Source organism: Streptomyces sp. NL15-2K (genome assembly GCF_030551255.1).
GTDB lineage: Bacteria > Actinomycetota > Actinomycetes > Streptomycetales > Streptomycetaceae > Streptomyces.
In genome coordinates, this window is record NZ_CP130630.1 from 3,003,346 (window position 1) to 3,018,654 (window position 15,309).

Annotated in this window: 11 protein-coding genes; 4 read left to right on the top strand and 7 right to left on the bottom strand. The window is 71.2% G+C overall.

What is annotated here, in order from left to right; genetic code table 11:
- Window positions 1-39: 39 nt before the first annotated feature.
- The 7 genes from murD to rsmH form a co-directional block, all read right to left on the bottom strand.
- A complete protein-coding gene (gene murD / locus Q4V64_RS13070) occupies window positions 40-1,458 on the bottom strand; it encodes a UDP-N-acetylmuramoyl-L-alanine--D-glutamate ligase (protein ID WP_124442973.1) in 1,419 nt (472 codons plus the stop codon).
- A complete protein-coding gene (gene mraY / locus Q4V64_RS13075; protein ID WP_124443021.1) occupies window positions 1,440-2,510 on the bottom strand; it encodes a phospho-N-acetylmuramoyl-pentapeptide-transferase in 1,071 nt (356 codons plus the stop codon). Before mraY ends, murD begins: the two co-directional genes overlap by 19 nt.
- A complete protein-coding gene (gene murF / locus Q4V64_RS13080) occupies window positions 2,510-3,916 on the bottom strand; it encodes a UDP-N-acetylmuramoyl-tripeptide--D-alanyl-D-alanine ligase (protein ID WP_124442972.1) in 1,407 nt (468 codons plus the stop codon). Before murF ends, mraY begins: the two co-directional genes overlap by 1 nt.
- A gap of 4 nt (window positions 3,917-3,920) precedes the next feature.
- Window positions 3,921-5,450: a UDP-N-acetylmuramoyl-L-alanyl-D-glutamate--2,6-diaminopimelate ligase gene (locus Q4V64_RS13085; protein WP_124442971.1), complete on the bottom strand. Its 1,530-nt coding sequence runs from the start codon at window positions 5,448-5,450 to the stop codon at window positions 3,921-3,923.
- A 178-nt stretch (window positions 5,451-5,628) separates the two neighbouring features.
- Complete coding sequence (locus Q4V64_RS13090; protein ID WP_348540801.1) at window positions 5,629-7,602, bottom strand: penicillin-binding protein 2; 1,974 nt, start codon at window positions 7,600-7,602, stop codon at window positions 5,629-5,631.
- The gene (locus Q4V64_RS13095) at window positions 7,599-8,186 is read right to left on the bottom strand and encodes a hypothetical protein (RefSeq protein WP_303709946.1); all 588 of its coding nucleotides are present in this window, start codon (window positions 8,184-8,186) and stop codon (window positions 7,599-7,601) included. The genes Q4V64_RS13090 and Q4V64_RS13095 overlap by 4 nt, the downstream gene beginning before the upstream one ends.
- Window positions 8,187-8,228: 42 nt before the next feature.
- Window positions 8,229-9,185, bottom strand: coding sequence for a 16S rRNA (cytosine(1402)-N(4))-methyltransferase RsmH (gene rsmH / locus Q4V64_RS13100; protein ID WP_124442969.1), 957 nt, complete (start codon window positions 9,183-9,185; stop codon window positions 8,229-8,231).
- A 445-nt stretch (window positions 9,186-9,630) separates the two neighbouring features.
- Here rsmH and Q4V64_RS13105 point away from each other — a divergent pair, with 445 nt between their 5' ends.
- From Q4V64_RS13105 to Q4V64_RS13120, 4 genes are all read left to right on the top strand, one after another.
- Window positions 9,631-10,179 carry a carbonic anhydrase gene (locus Q4V64_RS13105; RefSeq protein ID WP_253267239.1) on the top strand — a complete coding sequence of 183 codons (549 nt, stop codon included), beginning with the start codon at window positions 9,631-9,633 and terminating at the stop codon, window positions 10,177-10,179.
- A gap of 239 nt (window positions 10,180-10,418) precedes the next feature.
- Window positions 10,419-11,453: a MoxR family ATPase gene (locus Q4V64_RS13110; RefSeq protein WP_124442967.1), complete on the top strand. Its 1,035-nt coding sequence runs from the start codon at window positions 10,419-10,421 to the stop codon at window positions 11,451-11,453.
- Window positions 11,453-12,823 (top strand): DUF58 domain-containing protein, encoded by a 1,371-nt coding sequence (locus Q4V64_RS13115; RefSeq protein WP_124442966.1) that lies wholly within the window; start codon window positions 11,453-11,455, stop codon window positions 12,821-12,823. The genes Q4V64_RS13110 and Q4V64_RS13115 overlap by 1 nt, the downstream gene beginning before the upstream one ends.
- Window positions 12,820-15,213 (top strand): DUF3488 and transglutaminase-like domain-containing protein, encoded by a 2,394-nt coding sequence (locus tag Q4V64_RS13120; protein ID WP_124442965.1) that lies wholly within the window; start codon window positions 12,820-12,822, stop codon window positions 15,211-15,213. The genes Q4V64_RS13115 and Q4V64_RS13120 overlap by 4 nt, the downstream gene beginning before the upstream one ends.
- Window positions 15,214-15,309: the final 96 nt, after the last annotated feature.

Below are 15,309 nucleotides of genomic sequence, written 5' to 3' on the forward strand. Positions count from 1 at the left end.
CACGCGTCCCTCCCAAGGTCCGCCCGGCAGGCGGCCGGGTCAGGCTCCGAGTTCGCGAACCGCCTGCGCGAACGCGTCACCGCGCTGGTTGTAGTTGGTGAACATGTCCATGGAGGCACAGGCCGGGGCCAACAGGACCGTGTCGCCTTCGACCGCGAGCCGCTTGGCCTCCTGGACGGCCTGGAGCATCGCCCCAGTGTCGGTCCGGTCGAGGTCGACGACGGGTACTTCCGGGGCGTGTCGCGCGAGGGCTTCACGGATCAGCGCTCGATCCGCGCCGATCAGCACCGCCCCGCGAAGTCGCTTTGCCGACTTGGCGACCAGCTCGTCGAAGGCGGCGCCCTTCGCCAGCCCGCCCGCGATCCACACGATCGACTCGTACGCCGCCAAAGACGCCTCGGCCGCATGCGTGTTGGTGGCCTTGGAGTCGTCGATGTACGCGACCCCGTCCACATCCCCGACATGCGCGATGCGGTGGGCGTCCGGGATGAAGGCCCGCAGACCGTCCCGTACGGCCGCGGCGGGCACCCCGAAGGCGCGCGCGAGGGCCGCCGCCGCAAGGGCGTTGGCGATGTTGTGCGGGGCGGGCGGGTGGACGTCGGAGACCTCGGCGAGCTCCTGGGCGTTCTTCTGCCGGTCCTCCACGAAGGCGCGGTCGACCAGGATGCCGTCCACGACGCCGAGTTGGGACGGGGCTGGCGGGCCGAGGGTGAAGCCGACGGCCCGGCAGCCCTCCTCGACGTCGGCAGCGCGCACCAGGTCCTCGGTGGCCTTGTCGGCGACGTTGTAGACGCAGGCGACGCGGTTGCCCTCGTAGATACGGCCCTTGTCGGCGGCGTAGGCCTCCATGGAGCCGTGCCAGTCGAGGTGGTCGGGCGCGAGGTTCAGCACGGCGGCGGAGTGGGCGCGCAGGGAGGGGGCCCAGTGGAGCTGGTAGCTCGACAGCTCCACGGCGAGGACGTCGTACTTCTCCTCCCCGAGCACCGTGTCCAGCAGGGAGACGCCGATGTTGCCGACGGCGGCCGTGCGCAGGCCCGCCGCCTTCAGGATCGAGGCGAGCATCTGGACGGTGGTGGTCTTGCCGTTGGTGCCGGTGACGGCGAGCCAGGGGGCGGCGTCGGGGCCGCGCAGCCGCCAGGCGAGCTCGACGTCGCCCCAGATCGGAACCCCGGCAACGCGTGCCGCCGCGAACAGCGGCTTGTCGGGCTTCCAGCCGGGCGCGGTGACGATCAGCTCGGTGCCCTCCGGCAGGGTCGACCCGTCGCCGAGGCGCACGGTGATGCCCAGCGCCTCCAGCTCGGCGGCCTGCGCACGGGCCCGCTCGTCGTCGCCGTCGTTGACGACCGTCACGACAGCGCTGAGGCCGTGCAGCACCTTGGCCGCCGGGATACCTGAGACGCCGAGCCCGGCGACGGTGACGTTCTTGCCCTGCCAGTCGGTCACTTGTCCGCTGCCCATCCCGCGTAGAAGAGGCCCAGTCCGACGATCACACAGATGCCCTGGATGATCCAGAAGCGGACCACGACAAGGACTTCGGACCACCCCTTGAGTTCGAAGTGGTGCTGGAGTGGCGCCATGCGGAAGACGCGCTTTCCGGTCATGCGGAAGGAGCCGACCTGGATGACGACCGACATGGTGATGAGGACGAACAGGCCGCCGAGGAGCGCCAGCAGCAGCTCCGTGCGCGAGCAGATCGCGAGGCCGGCGAGCACACCGCCGAGCGCGAGCGAACCGGTGTCGCCCATGAAGATCTTGGCGGGCGAGGTGTTCCACCACAGGAAGCCGAGGCAGGCTCCCATCAACGCCGCGGAGACGACGGCGAGGTCGAGCGGATCGCGCACTTCGTAGCAGGCGCCCGGGTTGGTCAGACTCTCGCCGTTGGCGCAGGACTCCTGGAACTGCCAGACGCCGATGAAGGTGTAGGCGCCGAAGACGAGGACGGAGGCGCCGGTGGCGAGGCCGTCCAGACCGTCGGTCAGGTTCACGCCGTTCGACATCGCGAGGATCATGAACAGCGCCCAGACGACGAACAGCACCGGACCGATGGTCCAGCCGAAGTCCGTGATGAACGACAACTTCGTGGAGGCCGGGGTGTTGCCGCGGGCGTCCGAGAACTGCAGCGAGAGCACCGCGAAGCTGATGCCGACGATCAGCTGGCCGGCCATTTTCGCCTTGGCCCGCAGGCCGAGCGAACGCCGCTTGACGATCTTGATGTAGTCGTCGAGGAAGCCGACCAGGCCCATGCCTACCATCAGGCCGAGCACCAGCAGACCGGAGTAGGTCGGGGTGTAGCCGGTGATGACCTTGGACAGGAAGTACGCGGCGACCGTCGCGAAGATGAAGGCGATACCGCCCATCGTCGGAGTACCGCGCTTGCTGCCGTGTGTGCGCGGGCCGTCGTCGCGGATGTACTGGCCGTAGCCCTTGCGCGCGAGCAGCTTGATCAGCAGCGGGGTGCCGACCAGCGTCAGGAAGAGGCCAATGACTCCTGCGAACAGGATCTGCTTCATCATCGGGCGGCGACCTCACCCTCGGCACCGGTCTCGATGAGCGCCTGCGCCACGCTCTCGAGCCCGACCGACCGGGACGCCTTCACGAGAACGACGTCTCCCGGGCGCAACTCGCTGCGCAACAGGTCGACAGCCGCCTGTGCGTCGGACACGTGCACCGACTCCTCACCCCACGAACCCTCGTTATATGCGCCCAGTTGCAGCCAGGACGCTTCCCTGCCCCCGACCGCGACGAGCTTGCTGACGTTGAGCCGGACGGCGAGCCGTCCGACCGCGTCGTGCTCGGCGAGCGCCTCGTCCCCGAGCTCGGCCATCTTGCCGAGCACCGCCCAGGTCCGCCGCCCCTTGCCCATGGCCGCCAGCGCGCGCAAAGCCGCTCGCATGGACTCGGGGTTCGCGTTGTAGGCGTCGTTGACGACCGTCACGCCGTCCGGGCGCTCGGTGACCTCCATCCGCCAGCGGGAGAGGGAGCCCGCCTCGGAGAGCGCGGTGGCGATCTCTTCCGCGGACATGCCCAGTTCGTGGGCGACGGCGGCCGCGGCGAGCGCGTTCGACACGTGGTGCTCACCGTACAGGCGCATGGTCACATCGCTTGCACCGGAGGGTGTGTGAAGCCTGAAGGCGGGCTGTCCGCTGTCCGTGAGTCTCACGTTCTCGGCGCGTACGTCCGCTTCGCCGGACTCTCCGAAAAGGATCACCTTCGCCTTCGTACGGGATGCCATGGCCCGTACGAGGGGATCGTCGGCGTTGAGGACCGCGGTGCCCTCTTCCGGAAGGGCTTCTACGAGTTCGCCCTTGGCCTGCGCGATCTGCTCGCGGCCGCCGAACTCGCCGATGTGCGCGGTGCCGACGTTGAGCACCAGGCCGATCTTCGGGGGCGTCAGGCCGGTGAGGTAGCGGATGTGGCCGATGCCGCGGGCGCCCATCTCCAGCACGAGGAACTTCGTCTCCTCGGTGGCGCTGAGCGCGGTCAGCGGCAGCCCGATCTCGTTGTTGAACGAGCCCGGGGTCCACACCGTCGGCGCCTTGCGCTGGAGCACCTGCGCGATCAGGTCCTTGGTGCTGGTCTTGCCCGCGGACCCGGTGAGGGCGACGAGGGTGGCGCCGAGGCGTCGTACGACATGACGCGCGAGGGCACCGAGGGCCGTCTGGACGTCGTCGACGACGATCGCGGGCACTGAGACCGGGCGCGATGCCAGGACGGCGACGGCTCCCGCCGCCACGACCGCGGCCGCGAAGTCGTGGCCGTCCACGCGCTCACCGGCGAAGGCGGCGAAGAGGGCGCCGGGTTCCACCTCTCTGGAGTCCCGGACGACCGGTCCGGTGACCTGCACGGACGGATCCGGTATGTCGTACGTCTGCCCGCCGACGACTGCTGCGATCTCGGCGAGAGAGAGGGCGATCACAAGTTCATCCCTGGGTCTTCTGGATAGCTTCGCGAAGCACCTGGCGGTCGTCGAAGGGACGCACCACCCCGGCGATGTCCTGGCCCTGCTCATGGCCCTTGCCCGCGACCAGCACGGTGTCGCCGGGCCGTGCGCGGGCCACGGCGGCGGCGATCGCGGCGGCCCGGTCCTCGAAGACCTGGACCTCGCCGCGCTCGTGTGCCGGCACGGACGCCGCGCCCTCGAGCATGGCGGCGAGGATCGCGAGGGGGTCCTCGGAGCGGGGGTTGTCGGAGGTCAGTACGGCCGTGTCGGCGAGCCGGGCCACGGCGGCGCCCATCGGCCCGCGTTTGGTCTTGTCGCGGTCGCCGCCGCAGCCGAGCACCACGTGCAGGCTGCCCTCGGTGACCTTGCGGAGCGCCTTGAGGACCGATTCGACCGCGTCCGTCTTGTGGGCGTAGTCGACGACCGCGAGGTACGGCTGCCCGGCGTCCACGCGCTCCAGCCGGCCGGGCACGCCCGGCACCGCGGCGATGCCGTCGGCGGCGGTCTGCGGGTCGAGGCCCGCGGCGGCGAGGGCGACGATCGCGGCGAGGGTGTTGGCCACGTTGAAGGGCCCGGCGAGCGGGGACTTGGCGGTGATCCGCTCGTCCTTGGGGCCGATCACGGTGAAGGTCGAGTCCAGCGGTCCGACGTGGACGTCGTCGGCGCGCCAGTCGGCGTCCGGGTGCCCCTCGGCGGAGAAGGTGACCACCGGGACGGTGGCCTCCCTGGCGAGCCTGCGGCCGTACTCGTCGTCGACGTTGACCACGCCGAGTTTGCTGCGTTTCGGCGTGAACAGCTGTGCCTTGGCCCGGAAGTAGTCCTCCATGTCGGAGTGGAACTCCATGTGTTCCGGGCTGAGGTTGGTGAAGACGCCGATGTCGAAGACGCAGCCGTCGACGCGCCCGAGCACGAGGGCGTGGCTGGAGACCTCCATGGCGACCGCCTCGACGCCGCGCTCGCGCATGACCGCGAACAGGGCCTGGAGGTCGGTGGCCTCGGGGGTGGTGCGCTCGGACTTGATGCGCTCGTCGCCGATGCGCATCTCGACCGTGCCGATGAGGCCGGTGCTGCGCACGGTTTTGAGGCCACCCTCGACCAGGTAGGCGGTGGTGGTCTTGCCCGACGTACCGGTGATGCCGATCTGGAGCAGGTCGCGGCCCGGGTGGCCGTAGATCGTGGCCGCCAGTTCGCCCATCCGCGCGCGCGGGTCGTCGACGACCAGGACCGGGAGCCCGGTCGCGGCGGCGCGCTCGGCGCCCGTCGGGTCGGTCAGCACGGCGGCCGCGCCGAGGCCGGCGGCCTGCGTGACGAAGTCGGCGCCGTGCAGCCGGGCGCCCGGGAGGGCGGCGTACAGGTCGCCGGGGCGGACGGCGCGTGAGTCGTGGGTGATGCCCGTGACCTCGACCGTGCTCTGCGGGCTCTGCGACGGCGCGGCGCCCAGCTGATCGGCCAGCTCCGCGAGGGGTGTGGCGGAGACCTGGACCGGCCGGGGCGGTCCCGGATATGTCACGGGTGCACCCTTCTGGGTGGTTTGGGACTGATCAGCGTGTGGCACGGCGGTGAGCGTACCGGGCGCACCCGCCTGGGGGCGAAGTGAGGGGCTGGCCGCGCTCCGGTTCCCGGGATCGGGGGTGATCGTTGTCACGAGGTGGTTCCTGGTGGCTCGGTGCTGATCGGAATGTGGCTGATCAGGGCTTGTAGGTGACCGGGAAGTTGGCGGCCCTCGCGCCGGTCGGCGGGACCTGGAGGGACTTCAGGGCGAACTCCATGACCTGTTTGTAGACAGGTCCGCAGATCTGGCCGCCGAAGTAGCTGCCCTTGGTGGCGTTCTGGATGGCGCAGTAGACGGTGACGCGGGGCTGGTCCGCGGGCGCGAATCCGGCGAACGACGATGTGTAGCCCTTGTACTTGCCGGTGGCCGGATCCACACGGTTGGCCGTGCCCGTCTTGCCCGCGACGCGGTAGCCGGGGATCCGCGCCTTGGTGCCGGTGCCCTCCTCGTCGTCCACCACCGACTCCAGCATCCGGGCCAGCGTCTTCGCCGTCTTTTCGCTGACCACCCTGGTCTTCTTGGGCGTCGCGGCAGGCGTGAAGCGACCGTCGGGTCCCTTCGTGCCGCGGACGAGCGTGGGGTCGACGCGTACGCCGTCGTTGGCGATGGTCGAGTAGACGGACGCCGCCTGCATCGCGCTGAGGGACACGCCCTGGCCGAAAGGAATCGTGTACTGCTGCGAGGTCGACCACTGGTCCGGCGCCACGAGGATGCCCGGCGTCTCACCGGGGAAGCCGAGGCCGGTGGGGCTGCCGAGGCCGAATTTGCGCAGGTATGAGTAGAGGACCTGATTGGCCTGCTTCTGCGACGAGCCGAGCTGGCCGGTGGCCAGGATGGTGCCGATGTTGCTGGACTTGGCGAGCACGCCGTTGAGCGTGAGGTACCAGGTCGGGTGGTCGATGTCGTCCTTGAACAGCCGGTCGCCGCGGTGCAGCCGGTTGGGCACGACGACGTGCGTCAGCGGGTTGGCGACGTTCTCCTCCAGCACGGCGGCCATCGACATGACCTTGGCGGTCGAGCCGGGCTCGAACGCGTCCTGGACGGCGGCGTTGCCCATGTCCGCCGACCTGGCTTCGGACAGGTCGTTCGGGTCGAAGCCCGGCGAGTTGGCCATGGCGAGGACCTCGCCGGTCCGTGTGTCCTGCACGATCACATAGCCGCGGTCCGCCCCGGACTTCTTCACCTGCTCGGTGATCGCGTTCTGCGCGGCCCACTGGATGTCGCGGTCGATGGTGAGCTCGACGTCGCTGCCGGGCACGGCGGGCGTCTCGGTGGAGCCGACGGTCGGCACCTGGCGGCCCCCGGCCTGGGCGTAGCGGATCTCGCCGTCCTTGCCGGCCAGCAGGCCGTTCAGCTGCTGTTCGACGCCGCCGCCGCCCTTGCCGTCGGCGTTGACCCAGCCCAGTATCCCGGCGGCGAGGTCGCCGTTGGGGTAAACCCGCTTGGTGGTGGGGACGGCGAGGACGCCCGCGAGGACGTTGACCGTGCTCTTGTCGGTCTCGGACTTGGTGGCCAGCGCGGTCTTCAGGTCCTTGATCTGCTTCCAGACCTGCGGGGTCTGGCGGCTCGCGAGCACGACGTAACGCAGCTTCTTGTCCTTGGGCCGGAGCTTTTGGACGACCGCCTCCTGCTCCTGGCCGAGGATCGGGGCGAGCAGAGCGGCCGCCTGCTCGGGCCCGTCGTCGACCTTCAGCTGCTCGCGGGTGAACAGCGTGGGGTCGGCCGTGATGGTGTACGCGTCGACGCTGGTCGCGAGGGCCACGCCGGTGCGGTCGGTGATCCCGCCGCGCTCGGCGGCCAGGGTGTAGCCGACGTACCGGTTCTGCTCGGCCTTGGCGGCGTAGGTGCTCGCGTCGACGGCCTGCACCTGGAGGAGCCGTACGACGAAGGCGATCAGTACGAGCGTCAGCGCGACGCCGACCAGGCGGAGCCGGGGGCGGGGGCTGCCCAGCCGGATGACTCGGGGCATGGGCCGGGGCCCTGGCGGGCGGCGGGCCGGACGGGCGCCGGGTCCCGGGCGCCGCTGGCCGACGGGGCGGGCGGAGCGCTCGGGGCGTGCGGGTCCGGGCACGCGGCGGCGCGGCGGTTCCCTGTCGGACACTTCCGTCACCTGCCGGGGGTCGGGGTCGTGTAGGGCTGGGGGATCTGGGCGGGCGGGGGTGGGATGCGGGTGGGTGGGGGCGTCGGAGTCCGCGGGGTGAGCGCGCGGGTCGGCGTGGTGGCCGCCGGGTTCGGGGCGCCGGGCGTCGGAAGCAGGGCGGAGAGGCCGGCGAGCACCTCGGGCGCGAGGACGAGGGGCATGCGCGCGGAGGCCGGCTCGAGGGCCGGGGCGGGAGAGGGGACGCCCTTGACGGTGCCGTCGGGGTCGAGGAAGGCCGGGTCGCCGCCGGGCACCATGCCGAGTTCGCGGGCACGGCGCTGGAGGGCCTCGGGTGCGGAGTAGGCGTCGATGTCCCGCTGCAGGCCCTGTTCCTCGTCGGTGAGGCTCTTGGTCTCCTTCTGCAGATCGTCGAGCTTGAACGACCCCTCGCTGATCGCCGAGTTCAGCACCAGCAGCCCGATGAGGCCGCCACCGAGGAGGAGTACGACAAGGAGGACGAAGGGGGTACGGGCGGCCTGCCCGGGGCTCGCCGTACCCGGAATGAGCCGGGCCAGACGGGCGGCCCTGCCCCTCAGCCGGGGTTTCCTACTCACTCGCCCTCCCCCGAGTCCAAATCCCCAACTCACTCACGCCCCTCACTCGACGTCCTCCCTGATGCGCTGAGCCCCGCGCAGTCGCGCCGGTGCCGCCCGCCGGTTCTCGGCGACCTCTTCCTCGGTGGGAAGTTCGGCACCGCGCGTGAGCAGCTTGAGCCGGGGCTGGTAGCGCTCGGGGACCACGGGCAGCCCGGCCGGGGCGGTGGAGGCGGCGCCCGCCGCGAAGACCTGCTTGACCAGCCGGTCCTCCAGCGAGTGGTACGACAGCACGGCGATGCGTCCGCCCACGTCGAGCGCCTTCACCGCGGCCGGGATCGCCCGCTCCAGGACGGCGAGTTCGCCGTTGACCTCGATGCGCAGGGCCTGGAAGGTGCGCTTGGCCGGGTTGCCGCCGGTGCGCTTGGCGGCCTGCGGCAGCGCGTCCCGGATCAGCTCCACGAGCCGCCCGCTGTTCGCGAACGGCTCCTTCTCACGCTCGCGCACGATCGCGGACACGATCCGCTTGGCCTGCTTCTCCTCGCCGTACGCGCGCAGGATGCGGACGAGCTCGCCGGCCGGGTAGGTGTTGAGGACCTCGGCGGCGCTCATGCCGGTCGACTGGTCCATGCGCATGTCGAGCGGGGCGTCCTGGGCATAGGCGAAGCCGCGGTCGGCCTCGTCGAGCTGCATGGAGGAGACGCCGAGGTCGAACAGCACGCCCTGGACGCGCGCGATGCCGAGCCGGTCGAGCACCTCGGGCAGCTCGTCGTACACGGCGTGCACCAAGGTGGCGCGCTCCCCGTAGGGCGCGAGCCGCTCGCCGGACAGACGCAGGGCCTCCTTGTCGCGGTCGAGGGCGACGAGCCGGGCCTCGCGGAACCGGGCGAGCAGCGCCTCGCTGTGGCCGCCGAGGCCGAGGGTGCCGTCGACGACCACCGCTCCGGGGCGCTCCAGGGCGGGGGCCAACAGGTCCAGGCACCGCTGGAGCATCACCGGGACGTGTCGACTCTGGCTCAAGTGGGCCTCTCAGGTCCGTCGCGGGACCGTACGTACCGCCGGGTCCCCGCCCTCCCCCAGCAAGCTGGGGGGACCCCCAGTGAAGGGGAGGCCTGCCGGCGCCGGAAGCGTCAGCCGGCCGGGAGCGGGAGGAGGCCGAGCCGTACGTACGCGCCGCGCACGTGGGGAGAGCTCCGGAAAATCACCGGGGCCTTCCGGGGAAATCAGTCCAGCAGGGAAGCCTCGCCTCCCGCTTCGCGTCACTTTAGTCCACCCTGTCTTCCGGTCAATCAACCGGCCTGCGCGTCGCGGGCCGAGGTGCGGGGGTAGCGGTAGAGCGCGAAGAATCACTCGTGCGGCCGCCCGTGCGCCATCCGTGTGGGTTAGCTCACAACAAGCCTCAATGACGTTCTTTGTCCTCTCTCACAGCGGGCCGGGAAAGGGCGTGACCAGTACCGTCATAGGTATGACGACTTCCGCATCGGTTCCCGCAGGTCCCGAAGCCGCCATAGTCACCGGCGGCACCGTCACCGACCGCCTGGTCGAAGCCAACGAGCAGTACGCCGCCGCCTTCTCCGACCCCGGGATGGACGCCCGCCCCGTCCTGCACGTCGCCATCGTGGCCTGCATGGACGCCCGTCTCGACCTGCACGCCGCGCTCGGCCTGGAACTCGGCGACTGTCACACCATCCGCAACGCCGGCGGTGTCGTCACCGACGACGTGATCCGCTCGCTCACCATCAGCCAGCGCAAGCTCGGCACGCGGAGCATCGTCCTGATCCACCACACCGGCTGCGGCCTGGAGTCGATCACCGAGGACTTCCGCAGCGAGCTGGAGATGGAGGTCGGCCAGCGCCCCGCCTGGGCGGTGGAGTCCTTCCGGGACGTCGACCAGGACGTACGGCAGTCCATGCAGCGCGTGCGCACCTCGCCGTTCCTGCTGCACACCGATGACGTGCGAGGATTCGTGTTCGACGTGAAGAGCGGCCTTCTGCGCGAGATCGATCCCTCGTAACCAGACGCTCCAGCTGTCGTTTCGCTGTTAATTTCCGGCCCCAGGGGTACCAAAAAGGCCGCAAGACCCGACATATCGCTGGCAGTTGTCCACAGGCGAGTGACACGAATCGGTAACGGCAGCAAGAATGCGGTTGTGGCAACACGCGGAACCTTTCACGCGTGGTGTCCGTGTTTCGGGGTGGGCCGGTTACGCATCACAGAGCGTCGGCCCGGAAAGAACGGGCCGAGGAGGGCCGGGTGACGACCTATGACGATCGAGCGAGCCTCACTGATCTGACCGCCGTGGTGGAGCGGGTACGCAGTTCGGTGGAGGGCGTGATCGAAGGAAAGCCCGAGGTCGTACGGCTCTCGTTGACCGTGCTGCTCGCCGAGGGGCACCTCTTGATCGAGGATGTTCCCGGCGTGGGCAAGACCATGCTGGCCAAGGCGATGGCGCGGTCCATCGACTGCTCGGTGCGCCGTATCCAGTTCACGCCCGACCTGCTGCCCTCGGACATCACCGGTGTGTCCATCTGGGACCAGCAGCGCAAGGACTTCGAGTTCAAGCCGGGCGCCATCTTCGCGCAGATCGTGATCGGCGACGAGATCAACCGCGCCTCGCCGAAGACGCAGTCCGCGCTGCTGGAGTCGATGGAGGAGCGCCAGGTCACCATCGACGGGCAGACGTACGAGCTGCCCAGCCCCTTCATGGTCGTGGCCACGCAGAACCCGGTCGAGATGGAGGGCACCTACCCGCTGCCGGAGGCCCAGCGAGACCGCTTCATGGCCCGCGTCTCCATCGGCTACCCGAGCGCGGAGGCCGAGCTGCAGATGCTCGACATCCACGGCGGGGTGAACCCCCTGGACGACCTCCAGCCGGTGGCGCACGCGCATGAGATCGTGAAGCTGATCGACGCCGTCCGCGGCGTCCACGTCGCCGACACGGTCCGGCGGTACGCGGTCGACCTGGTGGCCGCCACCCGCACACACCCCGACCTCAGGCTCGGCGCCTCCCCGCGCGCGACGCTGCACCTGTTGCGCGCGGCCAAGGCGGCCGCGGCCCTCAGCGGCCGGGAGTACGCGCTGCCGGACGACGTGCAAGCGCTTGCTGTCGCCGTGCTGGCGCACCGTCTGCTGCCCACCGCGCAGGCCCAGCTGAACCGCCGTACGTCGGAGCAGGTCGTGCAGGAGATCCTGCAGCAGACCCCGGTTCCCGCGGCGCCCCAGCAGAGCGGCCTCGGGCTGGGCCGCGGCACGCCCGCGTATCCGCAGCAGCCGCCGCGGAGGCTTTGATGACCACCGGGGGACTCGGACGCGCGGAGGCCGACCGGGGCGACAAGGGCGGAGTGCGCACGGCCCTGGCCGGACTGACGACGCGCGGCCGCTCCTTCTTCGCGGCCGGAATCGCCGCGGCCATCTGCGCGTACGTCCTCGGGCAGAGCGACCTGCTGCGGGTCGGACTGCTGCTGGCCGTGCTGCCCCTGATCTGCGCCACCGTGCTCTACCGCACGCGCTACCGGGTGGCCGGCAGCCGCCGGCTCTCCCCCGCGCGCGTGCCCGCCGGCAGCGAGGCCCGCGTCCATCTGCGGATGGACAACGTCTCGCGGCTGCCCACGGGCCTGCTGATGCTCCAGGACCGGGTGCCGTACGTGCTGGGCCCGCGACCCCGCTTCGTGCTCGACCGGGTCGAGCCGGGCGGGCGCCGCGAGGTGTCCTACCGCGTCCGCTCCGATCTGCGGGGACGCTATCCGCTGGGCCCGTTGCAGCTGCGTCTGACCGACCCGTTCGGCATGTGCGAGCTGACCCGGTCCTTCTCGACGTACGACACCCTGACAGTGATCCCGCGCGTGGAGCCGCTGCCACCGGTGCGCCTCAGCGGCGAGGCCAAGGGGTACGGCGAGGGGCGGCAGCGCTCGCTCGCCCTGGCCGGCGAGGACGACCTCATCCCGCGCGGATACCGCTACGGCGACGACCTGCGCCGGGTGCACTGGCGCTCCACCGCGCGCTACGGCGAGCTGATGGTGCGCCGCGAGGAGCAGCCGCAGCGCTCCCGCTGCACGGTGTTCCTCGACACCCGGGGCCTCGCCTTCCAGGGCGCGGGCCCCGACTCGGCCTTCGAATGGGCCGTGTCGGGCACCGCGTCCGTCCTGGTGCACATGCTCGAACGGGGCTTTTCCGTACGACTGTTGACGGACACCGGCACCTCCGTGCCCGGCGAGGGCGCCGACGGGTTCGCGGGCGCGAACCAGGAGTCGGCGGACGCGGCCGGGATGATGATGGACACCCTCGCGGTGATCGACCACTCGGACGACACGGGACTGTCCCGGGCGTACGACGTGCTGCGCAGCGGGAACGAGGGGCTGCTGGTGGCCTTCTTCGGCGACCTCGACGAGGAGCAGGCATCGGTGGCCGCCAAGATGCGGCAGCGCAGCGGACGGGCGGTCGCCTTCCTGCTGGACAGCGACACCTGGGTGCGGGAACCGAGCGACGTGCCCGGCCCGTTGGCCAGGAGCGAGGAGGGGCTGCGGATGCTGCGCGAGGCGGGCTGGACGGCGCTGAGCGTGCCGCGGGGCGCTTCCTTGACCGACCTGTGGAGTCAGGCGGACCGGGAGCGCACGGGCGTCGGCGTGACGGGTGGTATCACCGGTGAGGGGGCGTCATGAGCGGGCGGGCACGACTGACGCTGTGCTCCTGGGCGGCCACGCTGATGGCCTCCTGTGCCCTGCTGCCGCTGGTCGAACCGGCCACCTGGATCCTGCAGGCCGCCTTCCTGCTCGCGGTGCAGACGGGCGTGGGAGCGGCGGCCCGGCGGGTGCCGCTTGCCCGGCCGCTGACCGTGGCGGCGCAGGCCCTGGTCACGCTGATGCTGCTGACCCTGACCTTCGCGCGTGAGCAGGCCTTCGCCGGGCTGATCCCCGGGCCGGAAGCCTTCCGCCACTTCTCCGACCTGCTCCAGCAGGGCAGCGACGACATAGCGCGGTACGCGATCCCGGCGCCGCTGGAGTCCGACGGCATCCGGCTGATGCTCGTCGGCGGCGTCCTGGTGATCGGTCTCGCCGTGGACACGCTCGCGGTGACCTTCCGCAGCGCTGCCCCGGCCGGACTGCCGCTGCTCGCGCTGTACTCCGTCGCCGCGGGGCTGTCCGACGGCGGGACCGACTGGCTGTGGTTCCTGGTCGCGGCGGCCGGCTATCTGCTGCTGCTCCTGGCCGAGGGGCGGGAGCGGCTCGCGCAGTGGGGCCGGGTCTTCGGCGGGGCGGCGCGCACTCCGGGCGCGGAGTCCGGCGGGGCGGTGGCGCCGGTCCGCACCGGCCGGCGCATCGGTGTGGTCGCGCTGGGCGTCGCCCTCGTGGTGCCGCTCGCCCTGCCCGCGATGAACGGCGGCCTGCTGGACGGCGCCGGGACGGGCGTGGGCTCCGGGAGTGGCGGCGGGGGCACGATATCCGCGGTGAACCCGCTGGTGACGCTGCGCGACAATCTGAACCAGGACGAGGACCGTCAGGTCATGTCCCTGCAGACCGACACCGACACCGACCTCTCGAACCTGTACCTGCGGATCGTGTCCCTGGACGACTTCGACGGCACCACCTGGAAGCCGTCCAAGCGGGCCATCACAGCCGTACCGGACGGCGAGTTCCCCACCCCCATCGGCCTCCGTCAGGACATCAAGCGCACGGAGATCGAGACCACCATCTCGGCGTCGGACGACTACGCCCAGAACTGGCTGCCGATGCCGTACCCGCCCAGCGGCGTGCGGATCAACGGCAACTGGCGCTACGAACCCGAGGGCATGACCCTCGTCGGCGACCACGGCCAGACCACGCGCGGTGCGACGTACCAGGTGAAGAGCCTGGAGGTGCAGCCGACGGCCGAGCAGCTCTCCTCGGCACCGGCGGCGCCCGCGGCCCTGGAACGCGAGTACACCGACCTGCCGGACTCGCTGCCGGAGGTGGTGGCGAGGACCGCCCGCGAGGTCACCGCCGGCGCCCAGAACCCCTACCAGCAGGCGGTCGCCCTCCAGGACTACTTCGCCATCACCGGTGGCTTCGAGTACGACACCGAGGTGCAGGTCGGCAGCGGCTCGCAAGCGATCGCCCGCTTCCTGAGGGACAAGCAGGGCTTCTGCGTCCACTTCTCCTTCGCGATGGCGGCCATGGCCCGGTCCCTGGGCATACCCGCCCGGGTGGCGGTGGGCTTCGCGCCCGGTTCCCCGCAGGCGGACGGGTCGGTGTCGGTGGGGCTGAAGGACGCCCACGCCTGGCCCGAGCTGTACTTCGAGGGCGTGGGCTGGACCCGCTTCGAGCCGACCCCGAACCGCGGTTCCGTGCCGACGTACACCGTGCCGGAGACGCCCGGCAGCACGCTCCCGAACCCGGAGCTGCCGTCCCGGGCAGCGAGCTCGGAGCCCTCGGCCGCGCCGTCGGCGAGCGAGAGCTGCACGGCGGAGGAGAAGAAGCTGGAGGGGTGCGAGAGCGAGTCCCCGCAGGCCGCGCTGAGCACGGACGACAACGGTCCGAAGTGGTACGTGGCCCTGGCGTGGATCCTCGGCGGCCTCGCCGCCCTGGCGATCCCACTGGCGCCGATGCTGTGGCGACTGCGCACCCGGGCCGCACGGCTGGGCGGGCACGGCCGCACGGAGGCGGACGTGGCAGCGCACGCCCTGGCGGTCTGGCAGGAGTTGACCGATACGGCGTGGGACTTCGGGATCCTGCCGGACGAGTCGCAGACCCCCCGCAACGCGGCCGCCCGGATCGTTCGGCTCGGGCATCTCGACCCGGCGGCCGCGGCCGCGGTGCACCGCGTCGCGGACGCCGTGGAACAGGTCCTGTACGCGCCGCGGCCGCGCCCGGCGGCGGGGCTCGCGGAGGATGTCCGCCGGGTGATCGGCGGGCTGCACGGCACCGTCAGCCGGGGCACGAAGCTGCGGGCGGTGCTGGCGCCGCGTTCCACCGTGCGAGTGGTCTGGGCGGCGTCGGACTGGTGGACCGGCGTCAAGGCCCGCGCGGCGGCGGCACGACCGACTCTGCGCAAGCCGTCGGGCCAGCGCGGGTGAGCGTGCCTCCGGCCTGATTCCGTTCCAGCAGAGGTCCGCCCCTGGTCGTGATCACGACCAGGGGCGGACCTCTGTTCAGGACGGCCTGTGGAGGGC